This is a genomic window from Sorangium sp. So ce327 (assembly GCF_051530205.1).
Classification (GTDB): Bacteria; Myxococcota_A; Polyangia; order Polyangiales; family Polyangiaceae; genus Sorangium; species Sorangium cellulosum_B.
In genome coordinates, this window is record NZ_CP150330.1 from 13,257,220 (window position 1) to 13,276,040 (window position 18,821).

General features: G+C 71.0%; 15 protein-coding genes. 6 read left to right on the forward strand and 9 right to left on the reverse strand.

All coding sequences use genetic code 11. The features are described 5' to 3' along the window. Positions 1-98: 98 nt before the first annotated feature. Positions 99-596 (reverse strand): hypothetical protein, encoded by a 498-nt coding sequence (locus tag WME95_RS49830; RefSeq protein ID WP_437906204.1) that lies wholly within the window; start codon positions 594-596, stop codon positions 99-101. Between the two features lie 228 nt (positions 597-824). Between WME95_RS49830 and WME95_RS49835 the strand changes: the two genes are divergently transcribed. Then, positions 825-1,307, forward strand: a complete 483-nt coding sequence (locus WME95_RS49835; protein ID WP_437857145.1) for a hypothetical protein — start codon at positions 825-827, stop codon at positions 1,305-1,307. 406 nt (positions 1,308-1,713) lie between these two features. Next, the gene (locus tag WME95_RS49840) at positions 1,714-3,015 is read left to right on the forward strand and encodes a trypsin-like serine protease (protein ID WP_437906205.1); all 1,302 of its coding nucleotides are present in this window, start codon (positions 1,714-1,716) and stop codon (positions 3,013-3,015) included. A gap of 179 nt (positions 3,016-3,194) precedes the next feature. Here the strand turns inward: WME95_RS49840 and WME95_RS49845 are convergent, their stop codons facing one another. Both WME95_RS49845 and WME95_RS49850 read right to left on the reverse strand, forming a co-directional pair. After that, on the reverse strand, positions 3,195-4,553 hold the full coding sequence (locus WME95_RS49845; protein WP_437906206.1) for an ADYC domain-containing protein: 1,359 nt from the start codon (positions 4,551-4,553) through the stop codon (positions 3,195-3,197). A gap of 155 nt (positions 4,554-4,708) precedes the next feature. Continuing rightward, positions 4,709-7,072, reverse strand: coding sequence for a hypothetical protein (locus tag WME95_RS49850; protein ID WP_437906207.1), 2,364 nt, complete (start codon positions 7,070-7,072; stop codon positions 4,709-4,711). Between the two features lie 373 nt (positions 7,073-7,445). On the opposite strand from WME95_RS49850, the gene WME95_RS49855 reads away from it, so the two are divergent. Beyond that, on the forward strand, positions 7,446-8,885 hold the full coding sequence (locus WME95_RS49855) for a sigma 54-interacting transcriptional regulator (RefSeq protein ID WP_437906208.1): 1,440 nt from the start codon (positions 7,446-7,448) through the stop codon (positions 8,883-8,885). A gap of 96 nt (positions 8,886-8,981) precedes the next feature. Here WME95_RS49855 and WME95_RS49860 read toward each other — a convergent pair whose 3' ends face one another. Beyond that, positions 8,982-9,833 (reverse strand): ketopantoate reductase family protein, encoded by an 852-nt coding sequence (locus WME95_RS49860; RefSeq protein WP_437906209.1) that lies wholly within the window; start codon positions 9,831-9,833, stop codon positions 8,982-8,984. 48 nt (positions 9,834-9,881) lie between these two features. Further along, a complete protein-coding gene (locus WME95_RS49865; protein ID WP_437906210.1) occupies positions 9,882-10,976 on the reverse strand; it encodes an NADH:flavin oxidoreductase in 1,095 nt (364 codons plus the stop codon). Positions 10,977-11,309: 333 nt separating this feature from the next. Between WME95_RS49865 and WME95_RS49870 the strand changes: the two genes are divergently transcribed. Next, a complete protein-coding gene (locus WME95_RS49870) occupies positions 11,310-11,885 on the forward strand; it encodes a TetR family transcriptional regulator (RefSeq protein WP_437906211.1) in 576 nt (191 codons plus the stop codon). Positions 11,886-11,989: 104 nt separating this feature from the next. Here WME95_RS49870 and WME95_RS49875 read toward each other — a convergent pair whose 3' ends face one another. The 3 genes from WME95_RS49875 to WME95_RS49885 are packed head-to-tail and all read right to left on the reverse strand — an operon-like array spanning position 11,990 to position 15,116. Continuing rightward, positions 11,990-13,360, reverse strand: coding sequence for a hypothetical protein (locus WME95_RS49875; protein ID WP_437906212.1), 1,371 nt, complete (start codon positions 13,358-13,360; stop codon positions 11,990-11,992). After that, positions 13,357-14,949 (reverse strand): hypothetical protein, encoded by a 1,593-nt coding sequence (locus WME95_RS49880; RefSeq protein WP_437906213.1) that lies wholly within the window; start codon positions 14,947-14,949, stop codon positions 13,357-13,359. Before WME95_RS49880 ends, WME95_RS49875 begins: the two co-directional genes overlap by 4 nt. Then, positions 14,946-15,116: a hypothetical protein gene (locus WME95_RS49885; protein ID WP_437906214.1), complete on the reverse strand. Its 171-nt coding sequence runs from the start codon at positions 15,114-15,116 to the stop codon at positions 14,946-14,948. Before WME95_RS49885 ends, WME95_RS49880 begins: the two co-directional genes overlap by 4 nt. A gap of 250 nt (positions 15,117-15,366) precedes the next feature. Between WME95_RS49885 and WME95_RS49890 the strand changes: the two genes are divergently transcribed. Further along, positions 15,367-16,227 carry a hypothetical protein gene (locus WME95_RS49890; protein ID WP_437906215.1) on the forward strand — a complete coding sequence of 287 codons (861 nt, stop codon included), beginning with the start codon at positions 15,367-15,369 and terminating at the stop codon, positions 16,225-16,227. 13 nt (positions 16,228-16,240) lie between these two features. Here WME95_RS49890 and WME95_RS49895 read toward each other — a convergent pair whose 3' ends face one another. Further along, positions 16,241-17,233 (reverse strand): fatty acid desaturase family protein, encoded by a 993-nt coding sequence (locus WME95_RS49895; protein WP_437906216.1) that lies wholly within the window; start codon positions 17,231-17,233, stop codon positions 16,241-16,243. A 189-nt stretch (positions 17,234-17,422) separates the two neighbouring features. On the opposite strand from WME95_RS49895, the gene fumC reads away from it, so the two are divergent. Next, positions 17,423-18,820: a class II fumarate hydratase gene (gene fumC / locus WME95_RS49900; RefSeq protein ID WP_437906217.1), complete on the forward strand. Its 1,398-nt coding sequence runs from the start codon at positions 17,423-17,425 to the stop codon at positions 18,818-18,820. Position 18,821 lies beyond the last annotated feature (1 nt).

Genomic DNA, 18,821 nt, shown 5'->3' on the forward strand with positions numbered 1-18,821 from the left:
GAAGACAACCTGCGACCTTGTCATCGTGACGTTCAGGGCGGCAATTGGTTTTGTCGCGAATTTCTGCGCTTTCAGGCGATTTTAGCCCGTTGGTCGCTCTAGCTGCGGGGCGCTTCACCGCGTGTCGAGCGCGGTTCAAAGATTTCGGCATGCGCCAGGTCGTAGTCCGGATCGCCGACCCGCTCGTCATCGAAGGCCAGATCGAACCAAGCCTCTCGGTCTACCCACCTTGGCCCCAGATCAAAGCGTTTGAAGTACGCGATTCGACCATCGAGAGGAAGCGCCCTGAAATGCGCGAGGAACGCTTTCATGCACGCAGCCCCGTCCAGCGTATGCCAGAAGAAGCTGTCCTTCTCGGCGTAGACGAGGAAGTCGACGCCCCGCGCGTCGAGCTCCCGCCGATCGAACTGGAGAGGGAAATGGTAGCAGAGCCACGGCGCGAGTGGCTCGGCCGCACGCTTGGAGAACTCTCGTTCAGCAATGAGCGTTAGAAGCTCGCGCTTGTATTCATCGAGGTATTCTCGGAACGCCTCCGCGCCGCTCCCCTTCGCCTGCGGGTCGCCTTTCGAACGCCTCTCTCTCTTGAACCAAGACATGTTTTCTCGTTGTCTGTCCTAGGCTCGGGTCAGGCTGGTCGTGTAGAGCGCTGGATCTCCCGCTTTCAGCCAGCCGCGACGGACGGCGTGGTTCTGGGGCTGGAACCCGCACGAGCAGGCCGGTGACGGGACACGCGAGGACCGGCTCGTGGCCGTGGAGATCCTGGTGGCGTGAGATCGGGCCTTCCTGCTGTTCGCTCCGCGGGAAATCGCCCGTATCCTGTCGGCATGCACTGCCCCACGTGCGGCCGCTCGAACGCGGAGGCCCATGTCTTCTGCCCGGGCTGCGGCGTCCGGCTTTCCCGCGCCGCGAGCGCGCCCGTCGCGGATCCCGTCACCGAGCCCCACGCCGCGAGCGCGCCGGCGGAGCGCTCCCTCGAGGAGCGGGTGGGGCGGCTCGAGCGCGAGGTCCAGGCGCTGCTCGAGCGGCGATCCGCGTCGATGCGCGACGAGCTCCGCTGCCCCGCCTGCGGCGCGAGGAAGATCCTCCACGCGCCCAAGGTCCTCGACGCGGACGCCGACGGGCGGAACGAGCTCGCCATCGCGCAGCCGAGCGTCTGGCGCAGCCGGAGGGTCGGCAAGCTCGAGGCGTACATCTGCGCGGGCTGCATGCTGGTCGAGTGGCACGTGAAGGACCTCGAGGGGCTCGACGAGCACGTGGACGTGTCGGCGCTCGATGGTGAGGCGCCGCGGCAGGGACCGTATCGTTGATCGAGCGCGTCCGCCGCAGGTGACGTCCGAGGGGGTCAAGGTGTCGCTGGAGGCTGCCGGCGCGGGCGAGGTGCGGCGGGATGCCGCCTCGTTCCACGCCTCGAACGCGGCCGTTCCAGATCGCCGTCTGGCGCCGCTCCGGGTAGCGCAGCATACTCTGGGCGCGATTCTTGAGCCGTCGCGGGCGGATTTCGTACGCCCGCCTCCGGGCCTGCCGCTCCGGCTGTCCCTTCACCGGTTTCAGCCTGGTGCCCCCATGGGTCTGCTTGGAGATGCCGTCGCCGAGCCCGGCACGACGCAATCACAGGCCCCGTCACTCGGCTTGCTGACGAGCACTGGCTCCTGGCGGAGGCGGACTCCGTGGGCGCGAACGATCGTCTGAACAGAATCATGATGTGGAGGCAGAATGAAGAAGAGACAACTTGGTCATCAGCTTGGTCTCGCGGTGTGCGCGGGCGCCGCGCTCGGCCTCTCCACGGGCTGCTCGATTGAAGGCGCGTCCGACGAGACGCTCGATGCATTGGGGTCGCATTCGTCCGCGATCATCGGCGGCGAGCTCGCCGAGGCGAGCCCCTGGGCCGTGCAGGTCTTCGACGTGCGGAGCACGGGCGACTTCTACCAGTGCACAGGCACCCTCGTCGCGGCGCGCTGGGTGCTCACCGCGCAGCACTGCATCGCGGACGAGGGCGAGACGTCGGCCGTGCGCGTCGGCAGCAACACGTACCTCGCGGGCCAGCGCATCGCGGTCGACGCCGTCGAGGTGCCCTCGGCCGTGGCCGATATCGCGCTGCTCCACCTGACCGAGGACGCCGATGGACCGTTCGTCCAGCTCGCCGAGGCGACGTCGACCTGGATCGGCAGGGACGCGACGGCCTACGGCTGGGGGAGCGAGGGCACGCCGCTCGTGATGGCGCCGTCGCTCAAGAAGGCGACCATCCACATCAATGGCTGGCACTCCGTCGAGGAGCTCAAGGCGACCGGCGTGACGGGCGCGGGCTGGAGCGGCGACTCCGGCGGCCCGTGGTTCGTCGACGGGCGCCAGGTCGCCGTGTTCTCGGCCACGAACGGACAGAACGGCACGAACCTGCACGCGACGGTCACCGGCGTCGACGTGGCGCGCCACCGGGCGTGGATCGACGCCACGATCGCCGCCGGCCCCACCGTCCACCCCAGCAACCAGGTCGTGCTCCACGATCTCTCGAACTTCTCCGGCATCTCGCAGGGCTTCGGGATCGGCCACCACAACCTCCTGAACACGACGATCATCGGCGACAACCGCGCGAGCGCCATCAAGGTCCCCGCCGGGCTCCGGGTCACGGCCTTCATCCACCACAACTTCGGGGGCGAGGTGCGCATCTTCACCTCGGACACGGATCTCGTGGCCGCGGGCTTCAACGACGTGCTCTCGGGCATCGTCGTCTCGAACGCCTCGGACCCGCAGCTGGACGTCGTCACCTTCTACGAGCACGCCAACTTCTCGGGCGAATCGTTCCTGTACGGCGTCGGCTCCGCCGTCTTTTTCGGCGGCCCCTGGGCCAACTGGGACCAGAGGGTCAGCTCCGTCCGCGTCCCCCCCGGCTTCCAGGTGACGCTCTACGACTGGTTCTTGCAATACTCGACCGGGTCGCGCGTCCTCACGACAGACGCGAACCTCGCCGCCCAGAGCTTCGACGACCAGACCCGGAGCGTCATCATCGAGCGCTTGTAGGAGCGAGCGCGCGGAGCGGTCAGCCCTCCTCGCGTCGCGAGGCGAGCGCCGAATCACCCCCCACGCCGGCCGCGCGAGGCCAGGACGGCGCGCTCTCGCGAGCCTCGCTCGGTAGGCCCCGTGCGGATCGAGCCCCAAGATGTGCTGGCCGGCCCTGACCCGCCCGCGAGGCGGCCTACTCACCACGTCGAAGGGCCGGGCGGCCCGACGCGCCCCGTGGCGAACGCGCCGATGGTGGACCAGTGGGCCGTGCACGGGGGCAGCGAGGACAGCGAGGCCACGTGGTCGTGGAACTCGGAGATGCGCAGGTTCTCCACGTTCAGGCACTTCGCGCCCTCAGGGCTCCAGATCGCTTCGAGGTGCGTCGGGTCGGCGCCCGGAAGGATGCCCAGCTTGTCGCGCACGACGATCGGGGTGCCCGGGCGCGTGAAGCTGGTCGTGCGCTCCGCGCCGCCCGCGGGGCCCGCGAAGTAGGCCGCGCGCTTCGCGTGCAGGCAGGCGCCGAACAGGAAGCGGCCCTCGTCGGTGCTCGCCGTTTCGGTCCGCCAGGGGGCATATCCCCACGAGAGGCACGTGTCGATGGCCCCCGTCTCACAGCTCATCGTGGTCGCGCTGGCGTCGCGCGTGACGGTGGCGAAGAGCCCGTCGACCCTGCTCTCCCCCACGAACGACGCCCGGAGATCGACGCCGGCCACGCTGCAGTGGCGGCGCCACCTGGAGGCGCCCGGATCGGCCCCGGCGGGGACCACCCGGTATTTGACGTTGTACCGTCGGAACCAGGAGCGCGGCTCCGGATCCGGAGACGGCGGCGCCAGCGGCGCCGGGCCCGGCGGCTCTACCATCAGCTCGTAGCGGAAGAACAGGCCCCCGGGGCCGGCCACCTCGAGCTTGAACGAGGAGAGCGCCGCTCCCCGGACGGGCGGGAGCACGACGCCGTCGAGCGCAACCTCGATCTCGAGCTCCATCCCGACGGCGCGCACGCTTCGCAGCACGACCGGCCGAAAGGCCGTCTCGCCGGGCAGCCTGCGCGACGCGCTCACGGCGGACGAGTACACCGCGGTGGGGTTCGTCGCGCTGCGGAACTCGAGCTTGACGCTCCCCCCGGCGTTGACGAACCGCTCGGGGCAAAAGGACGGGACGCCTTGATCGTTGAGAAAGCAGTAGGTGCTGTCGCTGGCCGCCACCACGTAGATCCCCGGACCGTTGCTGCCAGGACGCTTCGTGGGGTCATAAGGCAGCAGCGCCCTGAGATCGGGGATCTCGTAAATCGTGTCCTCCTCGGCGCCTCCCGTCGCCGCGCCGGGCGGCAGCGCGTCGGCGGGCTCGCCGCCGCCGCCGGCCTCGATCCCGGAAGGGGGCGCGTCCGGCGCCGCCTGCGCTGCGTCTTCGGGATCCCCGGGCCCGGGCAGCGCGCAGCCGCCGCACGCGCCCGCTGCCAGGAGCGCAAGCATCGATCGCGCGCGCCACGCCCCCGAGACGCCTCCGGCGGCCCGCACGCCGCGCCCACGTCGCTCGTCTCGCCAGGTTCCGTTCCTCATCGGTCATTCTCCTCGTCGCGCTCGTCGTGCTCGCCGCCCTCACCACTCGGGGGACCGCGGCCCCTGCTGGACGCAGGCCCCCGCGCTCCGACAGCCCCGCAGGGACGCCCCGGGGCGGGAGGCAGGATGCGGCCCTCCGGCCCCGGGCGCCGCCTTCACTCGCAGCTCGGCGGGCGGATGGTCGTGCCGCCGGCGGTGACGCTGAAGGGCGGTCGATTCGGGCTGAAGGGCTTCGCGTGGTCGTCGCAGGCCTCGACGCCGAAGAGCGCGCGCGCCGCGCCTGCGCCGAAGGCGTCTTCGCACTGCTGCATCACCTCGCTCACCGCCTTGGCCTCGGCGCCGATGGCGCTCGTGTCGATGCTGCCGTCGGGGTTGAAGCGAATGTCGGTCACGTGGTTCACGGTCGTCGAGCTGGTCTGCGTCGAGACAGGGGCGCACACGAGGCTGAGCTGGGCCTCGACGCACTTCGCCTGCGCCGCGCTGAACCCGCTGGCGCGCAGGGTGCTCGAGTACGAAGCGGGGTCGGCGCAGACGTTCGACGGGTAGGGGAAGCCGGAGACCGCCCGGCCCGTCAGGCAGATGTTCACGGCCGGGCGCGCGCCGCTCGGCCCATCGGCCGCGCAAGGCGGCGGCGTCGGCGGGTTCGGCGCCGTGTCGGCGAGGCAGGTGTTCACGTCGACGGGGAAGCTCGAGAAGGCGCCGTCGAGCGGCAGGTGCGACTGGACGTTCGGCTGCGTCAGGGGCGCTCCCGTGCCGGAGCCGGTGCCCATGCGGAAGCGGTTCGCCTCGGGCCAGTCGCCCGTCGTCGTCTCGGCCAGCGTCCCGCGGGTGTTGACGATGGGCACGTCGAAGCCGAAGGGCCCGAAGCGCAGGTGCAGCTTGATGCCCGCCGAGTACGTCGCGTTCACGAAGCCGCGGGGGGTCACCGAGAGCGCCGTGACGGGCTGCTGGTTCTCGAGCGCGACTGCATCGCGCAGCACCTGCTCCTGGCCGCCGTTGACCCCGAGCCCGCCGGAGACGTCGAGCCACATGGCGAAGATGCCGATGTCGAACCCGGCGCCCGCCGTCAATACCGCCTCCATGCCCGCGCTGTGCCGCACCGTGAAGGTGTGATCATCGTCCTGGATCATGCGCGCGAGCATCGGGTTCGTCACCGGCATCAGGCCCATGTCGCCCGCTCCCGAGGGCGACAGCAAGAACCAGCGCAGGCCCGACGCCGGCGCGACCGGCGTCGGCGTGGCGGCCGTGCCCGAGCCGAGCATCATCGGCATGTCGCCCCACGACACCGGGAAGGGCGCGACGATCGAGCCGATGGGGGCCATCGGCCGCGGCGTCAGGCCGAAGGGCAGCGTGCCCGAGGTGTGGCCGAGCAGCCGTTCGTTCGGCGTGCTCAGCGTGCCGATGTCGGCGCGCGCGTCGAGATCGAGGTACACGTGCACGACGCCGATATCGAACAGCGGGAACCTGACGGGGTCGGGCCGCACGACCGCCCGGCGCGAGACCACCGCGTCGGCGTGCGTCACGGTCTGAAAGCGCCGGCGGAAGGCGCCTGTCGTCGGATCGAGCGACGCGTCGTTCACCACCTCGCCGTCCGCGCTGACGAAGGCGAGCGGCGCGCGCATCTCGCCGAAGCCCGGCAGTCCCATGTTGCCGATCGGCGTCAGCTTGCCCCCCGCGAGGATGGGCACGACGAACGCCTGCGCGCCGTCGTTGGCGCCCGAGCCGGTGAAGCGCTCGGGCCCGTCGAGCACCACCGTCGGCTCCATGACGAGCAGGTCCACCGTGTGGCCGAAGAGCTTGAGCTCGGCGAGCGCCCTCCGACCCATCGACCGCTTGCCGCGCGCGCTCTGCTGGCGTTGCACCTCGCGGGCCGCGCAGTACAGCCGCGCGCCGCGCTGGCGCGCCTCGCCGAACAGGCGCGGGTCCGGGTAGTTGAACGTGCCTGTCTTCTCGATCGAGCGCTTCAGCCAGCGGGCGCGCGCGGCGCCGAAGCCGTCGAAGTCCTGCGTCACGCTGGCCGAGAGTCCCCCGGGGAACATCGCCCTGAAAGCGGCCAGCGTCGCCGTGGCGTCGGCCTCGTCCAGCGCGGCGGCGACCTTCGCGTCCGCGCTCGCGAGCGCCTCGTCGAGGTGCGTCCTGAGCGCCGGAGGCGCCGAGAAGGGGTCGGTCGTGGCCGCGTTGCGCCAGCTTGCGCGGTCGCTCGTCGGCCCGGCCGCGAGGTTCGCCCCGTTCGAGAAGCTCGCCAGGCGGATGGCGCTCGTCGTCGTGTCGCTGATCGGCGTGCTCGCCGGCACGGCGCTCATGCCGGCCGCGGGCAAGGTCGCGCTCGCGGTGGCGGGGCCGGCGACCGGCGAACCCACGCTGACGATCGGCTGCTCGCCGACGCCGGTGTCGTTCGGCGCTTCCGGCGCGGGCTCCGCATCGGCGAGGCACCCGGCCGCGAGCGCGCCGAGCACAACCAAGACGACAGGAGACAGGACCGAGCTGCGGCGGGCGCGCGTGTGGACATGATTCGACATGATTTCCTCCTGAGCTGGCTCGCGACGCCTGCGCGTGGCGCGGCGTCGTCGATGGATGGCCTCGCGCCCCCCGGCTCGGGGGGCGCGGCGTGGTGGCGTCGACCCGGCCACCGCGGACGTCGGTGCCGCCGCGCGCGGCATGCTCCGCGGACGCGACGGCCTTTCGCGACGGCCTTTCGTGAAGGTGGTTAGCGAGGCGCGTGCCAGTCGCTCTGCCTCCGGCCCGATCCAGCGCAGGCCCGCGCGCGCCGCCGCGGGACGCTGCGCCTCGTGTCCCCCCTTGGAGCCCCCGCTCCGGGCACCGGCTCGGGCACCGCTGTGGACACCGCTATGGGCACACCCGTCGGCGCCAGGCACCTATACTGACCGTGGGATGACGGACGACGGGTCGACCCTGCAGCCGAGCGGGCATCGCGCCTCGAGCAGCGGTGGGCCCGCCGCCGCACCGGGCCTCGTCCGCGTCTTCGGCGCCGGGGTGACCCTGGCCAGCGCGCTGCCCTTCGAGGGCGAGGCGCTCGAGCTCGGTCGCGGCTCGGCGGCGCTCGGCGAGGCGAAGGACCCTCGCATGTCGCGGCGCCATGCCCGCTTCCGCTTCGATGGGCGGCGCTTCTGGGTCGAGGACCTCGGCAGCCAGAACGGCACCTTCGTCGACGGGGAGCCGCTGCCGGCGGGGGCGCCGCGCGAGGCGACGTGCGTCGTGCGCCTCGGCGACTCGCTCTTCGTGCCCTCGATCGACGTCGGCCCCCTGGCGCGCCAGGGCGTCGTGGCGCGCCAGGGGTTCGTGCGGGGCCCGGCGATGCAGCGACGGCTGGCCGAGGCGGCGCGCGCCGCCGAGCTCGGGCTCTCGCTGCACATCCGCGGCGAGAGCGGCACCGGCAAGGAGGGTGTCGCCCGTGCCTTTCACGAGGAAGGCCCGCGCGCCGCCGGGCCTTTCGTGCCTGTCAACTGCGCCTCCATCCCGCAGGGCATCGCCGAGCGCCTGCTCTTCGGCGTGCAGCGCGGCACCTACTCGAGCGCCAACGCCGACGCGCAGGGGTATCTCCAGGCGGCCGAGGGGGGCACCCTCTTTCTCGACGAGATCGGCGAGCTCGACCTCGAGGTGCAGGCCAAGCTCCTGCGCGCGCTCGAGACGCGCGAGGTGCTCGCGCTCGGCGCGTCCAGGCCGAAGAAGGTCGATTTTGCCTTCTGCTCCGCCAGCCACCGCGACCTGCGCGCGCAGGTCGCGAGCGGGCGGCTGCGCGAGGACCTCTACTTTCGCCTGGGGCGCCCCGCCGTCGAGCTGCCGCCCCTGCGGCGGCGCCTCGAAGAGATGGCCCTCTTGATCGAGCAGCAAGTGCGGCAGCTCGCGCCCGAGCTGGGGCTCCACGTCTCGCTGGTCGAGGCGTGCCTGCTGCGGCCCTGGCCGGGCAACGTGCGCGAGCTCCTTGTCGAGGCGCGCGCTGCCGCCCAGAGCGCGCTCATGCAGGGGGCCTCGCGCGTCGAGGCCGCGCACCTCAGCCCGAGCGCCGGCGCCCTCTTCGAGCCCGACCCGCCCTCCGGCGCCCCGCCCGCCGGAGGCCGAGACAGCGCGCCTGCCGCGCCCCGGGCGCGCCGCACGCTGCCCTCGCGCGCCCCCCCGCTCGATGCCGGCGAGCGCGCCCGCATCGAGGCGGCGCTGCGCGAGCAAGGCGGCAACGTGCGGGCCGCGGCGCGGGCGCTCGGCATGCACCGGACGCAGCTTCGCCGGCTCATCGAGCGGCACGGCCTCGGGGCATCGACGGGCGCCGGCGAGCCCGACGACGCGCTGGGCTCCGTCGACGAGAGCCCGTCCTAGCGCCGGCCAGACGACAGACGACATCCCAGGCGTCTTCACGAGGGCGGGGCGCTTCGTGCCCTCGTGGAGGGGCTCGCTGGCTTCTCCTTCAGGGGTTCAGGGGCGGATGGCGAGCAGCGTCGGCGTTTGACCCGGCGCCGCGGCGGCAATCGCGTCGATCAGCGCGCGCGGCTCGCCAGGCCCGACGGCGCCCGTCTTGCGGACGGCGTCGACCCTGCTGAGCCCCCACAGGAGCGCGGCCGCCGCCGGCGTGGGCAGGCGGCTCAGCGTCCCAATCGGCTCCGGCGTGATGGTGTTTCCGAGGCGGCGCACCACGCGGAGCCCTTCCTCCAGGGCGCGCGCGAGGCGCATCGCCTCTGCCCACGACACGCCTGCGTTCCGCGCGTGCGCCGTGACGATAGCCACCATCGCCGGCGCGACGAGCGCCGCGTGCGTGCGCAGCCAGCTCTCCATGTCGGCGTGCACCACGGCGGGAATGCCGGCGTCCGTGAAGACCTTCGCCCACGCCGCGTCCGTCACCGTGGTGACCATGCCTCGGGTGACGATCTTCGACGTCAGCTTGCCGTCCTCGAGGGTCGCCAGGATCGCAGGGAAGCCGAAGGCGAAGCGCGCCGGGCCCACCGCCTCTCGGAGGCGGCCCAGCGGCTCGAAGGTGTTGAACATGAACATCACGGACCTCGCCGCGCTCTCGGCCAGCGCAGGGAGCACCGCGTCCACCTGGTGCGCGAGCACCGTCACGAGCACGAGATCCCACGGCGTCGTCGCGTCCAGCGCGGCGCTCACGCGCACCGCCGCGCGCTCCCCCGAGGCGCTCACGATCGCCTCGTCCCGCCGCAGCTGCTCCAGCCGCTCTCCACGGGCGACCACCGTCACCTCGTGCCCCGCTCGCGCGAGCTGAAAGGCAAAGGCGCTTCCAATCCTACCGGCGCCGACAATGGCAATCTTCATGTGTTACACCGTAGCTCCTGTAAAAATGTTCATGAAGGACCGCCCGAGTCAGAAGTACCGACCAAGGCTCTCCCTGGTGAACTCCGTCAGCTCCGAGGTCCGGCCGGTCTTGATCTTCTGCACCCATGCCGGGTCGCTGAGCAAGGGACGCCCGACGGCGACGAGATCGAAATCGCCGCGCTCGAAGCGGCGCACGAGCTCGCCGAGCCCCTGCGGCGCGGAGGCCTCGCCCGCGAAGTTCCCGAAGAGATCGCCGGACAGGCCGACCGACCCCACGGTGATCGTGGGTTTGCCGGTGATCTTCTTCGCCCATCCCGCGGCGTTCAGATCGGAGCCGGCGAACTCGGGCTCCCAGTAGCGTCGCTGGGAGAGGTGGAGCACATCGGCGCCCGCCTCTGCGAGCGGCAATAACCACTGCTCCATCTCCTTCGGCGTCTTCGCGATCTTGTGATCGTACGCGCCCACCTTCCACTGCGAGAGGCGGAGGATCACGACCATCTCCGGCCCGACGGCCTCTCGAACGGCCTCGAGGATCTCGACGGCGAAGCGATTCCTCTCGCCGATCGTCTTTCCTCCATACTCGTCGGTGCGCTGGTTCGTCACCTCGTAGAAGAATTGATCGATGAGGTACCCGTGGGCGCCATGGATCTCGATGGCGTCGAAGCCGAGGCGCTTCGCGTCGGCCGCCGCCTTGCCGAAGGCCCGCACGGTGGCGTGCACGTCGTCGCGGGACATGTTCGCCGGGCCTTCCAGGGCCGCGGGCTCCTCGTGGCCGTTCGGATCCTGCTTGGCGAGCCCGACGTGCCATAGCTGGGGCGCCATCTTCCCTCCCGCCCTGTGCACGCTGTCGATGACCTTTCGCCAGCCGTCCAGCGCCCGCTCGCCATAGAAGTGCGGGACGTCGCGGAGGTGAAGCTTGCCCGGCCGCTCCACGACCGTTCCTTCCGACAGGATCAGCCCGACGTCTGCGGCAGCGCGCCGGGTGTAATAATCGACGTTCGGCTCGCCCGGCGCGTTGCCCGGCGATCGCTGGCGCGTCATGGGCGCCATGACGAACCGATTCTCGAGCTTCAGCCCCTTCAGCTCGAATGGCTTGAAGAGCGCGCTCACGTCGTCGTTCTTGTTCGGTTGCGGATCCGCCATCGCTCCGTCCCTTCTCCGGTTCTCCGGGCGTCGTCCTCGTCGCGGCGCCGCGGCCGGCAGCGCCCTGGCGCACCGGGAACGCCCGCGCCTGCAATCTCGACACCGCGGCGCCATCGTCATCGACGACGCCCTCCTCGGTGTTAAACCAACTGGATGGTTTAAATCTAGGGAGCGGTCTGGGCCGTGTCAACTGGGCGGAGCGGCGATGCCGCAGCGCGGGGCGAACGGCCGCTGGCGAGCCGCGCGAGGGAGGCCCGGAGGTTGCGGCTCGACCGTGGGCGGTGCGCTCTTCTTGCCGCGCGCCACGGCGTATGCTCCATGAAGGATCCACCCATGCGCTACGATTCGGCGGCGACCAAGAAGAGGCTCCTTGACGCTGCGCTCGACGAGTTCGCCGAGCGAGGGCTGGCTGGCGCGCGCGTGGACCGCATCGCCGAGCGGGCCTCGGCGAACAAGCAGGCCATCTACGCCTATTTCGGCTCCAAGGAGGGTCTGTTCCGCAGCGTGCTCGAGGAGCGGTGCCAGATCGCGTTCGACGCCGTGCCCTTCGACCCGTCGGACCTGCCGGCCTTCGTCGCAGGCGTCTTCGATCACCTGGTCGAGAATCCGAAGAGCGTGCGGATGATGATGTGGAGGCAGCTCGAGCTCCCCGACGAGGCGCAGCACGACGTCGCGACCGCCAAGGTGGAGGAGCTCGCCGGGGCCTACGACCTCGGGGCGACGCCGAAGCGGTGCGCCGAGGACCTGTTCGTCATCCTCCTCGGGCTGTCGATGTCCTGGTTCGGCTTCGCGCCAAACCAGCCGGCCGAGAAGGGATCGGCGGCGGAGCAGCGGCTGCACGCCTTCAGGAGGTCCCTGGTCACGGCGACCGATGCGGTCGTGAAGGCGATGACGACGAAGAATCGATAGCTGGTCCGTGCCGGGCCTGGGCGCCATTGGCCGCCGAGGATGGCGCCGGCGCGCTGCCAGGGCGGGCGGCAGGCCCTGACGGCAGGCCGCGAGCACCGCGGCGCTCAGGGGAACCACGCTGCGATCTGCACCACCTCGCGCGCCGCGCCGGCCAGGCCGTCGTCGCCCGCGAGCGCCGCGATGAGCGGCGCGAGCTTGTCGAGGCTCACGCCGTCGCCCGCGAGCGCGGCATGGCGATAGTCGCTGGCCACCGCGTCGAGCAGGAAGCCGAGCGCCGCGGCGGCCCCCTCGGCCGGGAAATAGCGGGCCAGCGGTACCAGGTCGAGCAGGCGGTTCGGCTCGGCGGTGCCGAAGCGCAGGGCCAGCGGTAGGGCCCTGCGCGCCAGCTCGGGCGCGTGCGCGGAATCGCGGCGCGCCAGGAAGCCGAGGGCGCTCAGGCGGCCAGCGTCGCTGAGCGGCCCGACCGCGGCGAGCAGCGCGTAGCTATCGCCCGTCGCCGCGAACCAGGGGCCCACGTCGAACAGCAGCCCGTAGCGATCGAGCGGCTCGGCCTTCCGAATGGCCTCGTCGATCCACGCCCGTAGCCGCGCCGGCTCTGCGGCGAAGGGGAGGCTCCGGGCCAGCGCGCGCACGCGCGACGCTTCCGGCAGCGTCTCGAGCAGGTCCTCGGCGGGATCGCCCAGCGCGCTGAGGCGCGGGATCAGGCCCTCGAAGAGCTCGGTGGCTTGCTCGCCGAACCGTGGAGCGAGCGCCGCGGCGCGGCGGGCCTCCGGGGCGGCGAGGTGCGGCACAAGCCGCGCGAGCGTCCAGCGCTCGTTCAGGTCGTACGGCTCGATGTGCTGCTCCACCGCGGCGAACGCGGCGCGCACGCGATCGGGATCGCTGAGGGCCCGCGCGAGCCCGGCGAGCGCTCGCGCTCGCGCGGGCCCGGGCAGCGCCTCCGCGTCGGGCCAGAGCGCCTCGGCGACCGCGCGCGGGAAACGCCTGGCGAAGAGCTCGACATCGCCAGGATCGCCGCCGCAGTCGCGGAGGCTTCTGAGCGCCTCGCGCACGACGGCGATCCCTTCCTCCGGAGGCAACCCCTTCGCCACGAAGAGCATCTGGTGCGCTCGCTCCTCCGCGTTCTCCGTGGTCCGATACGCGGCGAGCGCTTCCCGCGCGAGCGCGTATCCCGCCTCGCCCCCGATGATTTCGGCGAGGCTCAGGAGGCCATCCCCGCGGAACTCGACGTTGGTGGTGCGCCGTGCGGCGTCCGTGGCCCACGCGAGCACCTCGGCGCGCGCCGGGCCGGCTGCCATCGCCGCGCCGAGCGCGGTGAGCGCCCTGGCCTGATCTCGCTCGTCCGCGATCCGCTTCTGCCGATCGATGGGTTCGACGCCGACGGGAGCATCGTCGTCCTCGCGGCGGGCGCACTGGTTCACGCTCGCTTCGACAAGGGCCGCGCTCACCGCGAGGGCCGTCGCCTCGTGACTCATTGGAAGCGCCACGACGGCGCGGCGGCGCACGGGGCGATCTCGCGCCCGAGCGCGTCGTGCGCGACCCCGACCGCGGTGCGCCCGTCCAGCACGACCTGCGTGGCTCGGCCGCAGGCGTCCCGCGCGAAGGCGGCCGAGTGGCCCAGCGACGTCGTCCGCTGCACGACGTCGCCCATGAGATCGTACGTGCGCCGCACGAAGAACGCTTCCCCCGAGGCGAGCTGCCGCTCCTCCACGACCCAGCCCACGGCGTTGCGTGTGAACGTGAGCTCTCCGGCAGGCGTGACGGCGGCGATCAGCTGCCCGCAATGGTCGTATTCGAACGACGCCGTGGCGCCGTCCGGCAGGGTGCGCTGGACCAGCTGTCCGGCCGCGTCATAGGTGAACTCCGTGAGCTCGCCCGCGCCGGTCTTCTCGTGGAGGAGCTGCCCGGCCATGTCGTGCCGGTAGTGCTTCTCCAGCCCGGCGAACGTCCGCTCGTACACCATGCAGCCCGCGGCGTCGTACCGCATGAGGTACACGTCCCCCCGCGCGTTCTCGGCCCGCACGAGGTGACCCTCGCGATCGTAGCCGAGCCGGTTCACCTCGCCGTTCGGGCGCCGGATCGCGCAGACCTTGTGGAGACCTCCGCGATCGAAGCGCGTTGAGGTGCCGTCCGGGTGATCGATGCGCACGACGTCTCCGTTGCGATCGTGGGCATAGCGGGTCACGCCCCCATCCGGGTGGCGCACGGCGACGCGATCGCCCCGGTCGTTGTAGGCGTACGACGTGATGTGCCCGAGCGCGTCGCGCACCGAAAGGCAACGTCCCCAGTAATCGTAGACGTGCTCGGTGACGGCGCCTGTCCCGTCGATCTTCTGGATCACGTTGCCCTGCGCGTCGTGGGCGAAGCGCGTGCGCGCGCCGTTCGGTGCGACCGTCTCCGTGATGAGCCCCCGCGCCTCGATGCGGACCTCGAAGGTCGCGCCGATCGGATCGGTCCAGTACAGGGCGCCCGCGGTGCGCGTCACCTCCGTGACGCCGCCAGCCGGGTCGGTGACGCGACGGATGTGCCCGTCCGGCTCGCGCTCGATGACGGTGGTGCGGCCCAGCGGATCGCTCACGCGGAGCGTGCGGCCGCGGGCGTCGCGGACCCAGGTCGTGGTGGCTCCGAGCGGGTCGGTGAACGAGCGGAGATTGCCGTTCTCATCGTAGGTGCGGCAGTAGACGGCCCCGCCGGATACGGCCTTGTCGAGCTTGCCGAACTCGTTGGCGAAGTAGCGGTGCACGGTGATCGAGTCCGCCACCTCCGAGTACCCGTCGTCGCCATAGACGAGCTTGCAGTGGTAGATCCCCCGGGCCTTCGTGCCATCGGCGAGCGTATCTGGGACGCCCTCCGCGAGGCCGAGGCGCCCCGGATCGGGGTGATCGCCCCAGGTCTCGACGCAGCGACCACGCTCGTCGTACCGGAAATGGAAGGTGAGGTCCTCGGGATCCGTGCGCGACGTCAGCCGGTGATCGTCGTAGGTGTAGCGGCTGACGCAGCCCTCAGCGTCCGTATCGGCGACGAGGTCGCCGCGCTCGTCGTAAGTATAGCTCCGGAGGGTCACCCATCTCCGTTGGCGCCGTTGCCCCCGTTGGAGCCGTCGGCGCCCTGGTCCTTGCCGCTCCCCTTGCCGCCCTTGCCGCCGCTGCCGCCGCCGCCGCCCATGATGAAGACGCCGGGGTTCATACCGGGGATCGCGGGGATATTCGGGACGGGGGCTGTGCGCGCCATGGGAGCGAGCGTAACAGGGGGCAACAGCACCGGAAATGCGCAACGTCCCCTCCACGGAAGCGCAGGAGAGCACGTTGACCCGACCGGTCAGCCGCGAGGCCCATCGCGCTGCCTCCTCGTTCGGCCTATCTCAATCCCGCTGGCATGTTCGCGCATTCCTGCGCGTCTCGCGCATTTTCGCGCTCGAGGTTGCGGCAAGGGGTGAGCTGTCGGTATCGTGCGCGCCATTCGCCCACTCAGGAGCTCTGCCGTGCACAAGATCTACTTCGTCCTTTCCGCAGCATTCCTCGTCACCTCTACGGCCTGCTCGGATGAATCCGATTCTAGCGGTACGAGTAATGACCAGGCCAGCAGCAGCAGCGCTTCGACCAGCAGCGCCTCGGGCAGCGGTACCGGGGGCAACGGCGGGTCAGGGAGCACGGGCGTCGGAGGGGGCGGCGCTGCTGGGACGGGCGGATCGGGCGGCGCAGGCGAGGGCGGCGCAGGCGAGGGCGGCGCGGGGACAGCAGGCGGGCCCGCTACCGGGGCCGGCGGGGACCCGGGCACCTCATCCCTGGGCTTCTTCGTGTCCACCCCGAGCGACAGCGGCGGCGATCTCGGGGGGATCGCCGGCGCGGACGCGACCTGCCAGGCGCTGGCGGCCGAAGTGGGCGCCGGCGGCCGCACGTGGCGCGCGTACCTGAGCACGAGCACGGAGGATGCCCGCGATCGCATCGGCAAGGGGCCCTGGGTCAACGCCAAGGGCGTCACGGTGGCCGCGACTGTCGAGGCGCTGCACGCGCTGCCCGGGGGCAACCCGGAGCTCTTCGTCGATCACAAGGGCAACCGCATCAACGGCCAGTGGCAGGGCTCTCCCACGCCGATCGAGCACGACATCCTCACGGGCTCGGCGGCGGACGGCACGGCCCTGGCCGCCACGTGCAATGATTGGACATCGTCCACCGCCACGCCCGGGCCGCAGGTTGGGCACTCCGACGGCCTCGGTCCGAACATGAACGGCCAGGCCCCCTACAACTCGTGGAACTCCGTGCACGCCCCCGCGGGTTGCAGCCAGCAGCAGCTCGTGGCCGTGGGCGGCGCGGGCCGTATCTACTGCTTCGCCGCGAATTGAGCCTTCGTCCGGCTCAGGCGGTCGCGCCGGGCTGGATGCCGTTCAGCGCCATCATCTTCCGCCGCTCGTCGTCCTTGTTGAGTCCGCGGTACCGCTCGTCGAGCTTCGCGATATCGAGCTTCAGGATGCGGCCGTACAGCGAGAAGGCGAGGCCGACGATCGACGGGTGGCAGGCGGACTTCACCCGGTCATCGTAGTAGGGATACGCCGCCTCGTGGAAGCTGCGCAGGTTGTAGAACGGGATGCCCGGGAACTTGTGGTGCTCGTTGTGGTACGTGACGTTGTTCCAGAGGAAGTTCGTGACGTGCGCGCTCGTCCCGTAGGTGCGAGAGCTGTAGGCGTCCTCCCCCGGGAGCATCTCGTAGTGCTCGATCATCGAGGTCACGCTGGCCAGGATGGCGCCGAAGACGAACGGCAGGATGTAGAAGAAGAAGAACACCTGGAGCGGCATGACCCAGAAGAAGAAGGCCATGAGGCCATAGAAGGCGACGAGCTCCAGGAGCATCCTGACGTGCTGGATCGGTGAGAGCCGCTTCACGTACCGCGACATGCAGCCCAGGAAGTAGAGCGGATAGGCGAACGTGTAGACGGCGAGGAGCAGGAGCCTCGCGAGGACGGGGTTCCGCGTGTAATCCGTGACGACGAAGTTGTCGACGTCAGGATACGTGTTCGCGATCTTGTGATGATGAAGGTGGTAGTTCGTGTACAGCGTCACGCTCATGCCGGTCGGCGCCCAGCAGAGCAGGGCGATGACGTACGAGGTGAGCTTCGAGCGCGAGCAGCTGCCGTGGACGGCGTCGTGCGCCACGGCGCCGAGGCCGCGGACGAGGTTGGCGATCAACCACGAGCAGGCGACCCCGATCGGGATGGCGAGCGGGTGGTGCTGCGTCGCGTACAGCACCCACGTGACCGCGGCCCAGATGCCGAAATGAAGCGGGATCTTGAGCAGGTGAATCGGGTTGCGCCTGTAGGCAGCCTGCAGCAGCTCCCGCGGTACTGTGTCCATGCCGGCCATGCTGATCTCCGTGTTTCTCGCGCGTGCGCGGCCCGGAACTTCGCAAAAAACAGGCGGGAAAACAAGAGCACGCCCGCTTTTTGCCCCCGCGGCGCGAATGCGCCTACGCGCCTGCGCAGGGGCTGGCGACAGGGCTTCGCGCCGCTTGAGGGGCGCGTTCGCCGCCGCTAAGACGCGGCCATGGGGACGCGCATCGAGAAGGACAGCTTCGGGCCGATCGCGGTGCAGGACGACCGCTACTGGGGGGCGCAGACGCAGCGTTCCCTCGAGAACTTCCGGATCGGGGGCGAGCGCTTCCCGCGGGAGATGATCGCCGCGCTCGGCACCGTGAAGAAGGCGGCGGCGCTCGTGAACCGCGATCTGGGGCTCCTGCCGGCGGACAGGTGCGCGCTCATCGTCGCGGCGGCCGACGAGGTCATCGACGGCAAGCTCGACGACCACTTTCCGCTCGTCGTCTGGCAGACGGGCAGCGGCACCCAGACCAACATGAACGTGAACGAGGTCATCGGGAACCGCGCGATCGAGATGAGCGGCGGCGTGATGGGCTCGAAATCGCCGGTCCACCCGAACGACGACGTGAACAGGTCGCAGAGCTCGAACGACGTGTTCCCGACGGCCATGCACGTCGTCGCCGCGCTCCAGATCGAGCGCCGCCTGCTCCCGGAGGTCCGCCGGCTGCGCGAGACCCTGGCGCAGAAGAGCGCGGCGTTCGCGGACATCGTCAAGATCGGCCGCACGCACCTGCAGGACGCGACGCCGCTCACGCTCGGGCAGGAGTTCTCCGGCTACGTGGCGCAGCTCGACGCCGGCATCGCCGCGGTGGAGCGCGCGCTCCCCCCGCTCCACGAGCTGGCGCTCGGGGGCACAGCCGTCGGGACGGGGCTCAACGCCCACCCGGAGTTTCCGGCGAAGGTCGCCGCCAGGATCGCCGAGCTCACGGGGGCGCCCTTCGTCACCGCGCCGAACAAGTTCCAGGCGCTCGCGTCGCACGACGCCCTCGTCGCGGCGCACGGCGCGCTGAAGGTGCTCGCCTGCAGCCTGACCAAGATAGCGAACGACGTCCGCTGGCTCGCGAGCGGGCCGCGCTGCGGGATAGGCGAGATCACGATCCCGGAGAACGAGCCGGGCAGCTCGATCATGCCGGGGAAGGTGAACCCCACCCAGGCCGAGGCGATGACGATGCTGTGCGCCCAGGTGCTCGGCAACGACGTCGCGGTCGGCATCGGCGGGGCGAGCGGCAACTTCGAGCTCAACGTGTACAAGCCGCTCATCGTGCACAACGTGCTGCAGTCGATCCGGCTGCTGGCCGACGGCTGCGCGTCGTTCGAGGAGCACTGCGCGCGGGGCATCGAGCCGAACCGCGAGCGCATCGAGCGGAACCTGCGCGACAGCCTGATGCTGGTGACCGCGCTGAACCCGCACGTGGGCTACGACAACGCAGCGAAGATCGCCAAGAAGGCGCACGCGGAAGGGACCACCCTCCGCGAGGCGGCGGTCGCGCTCGGGATCCTCGATGGGGGGAAGTTCGACGAGATCGTTCGACCGGAGAGGATGATCGGGCCTTCCGGGGACGGGTGAG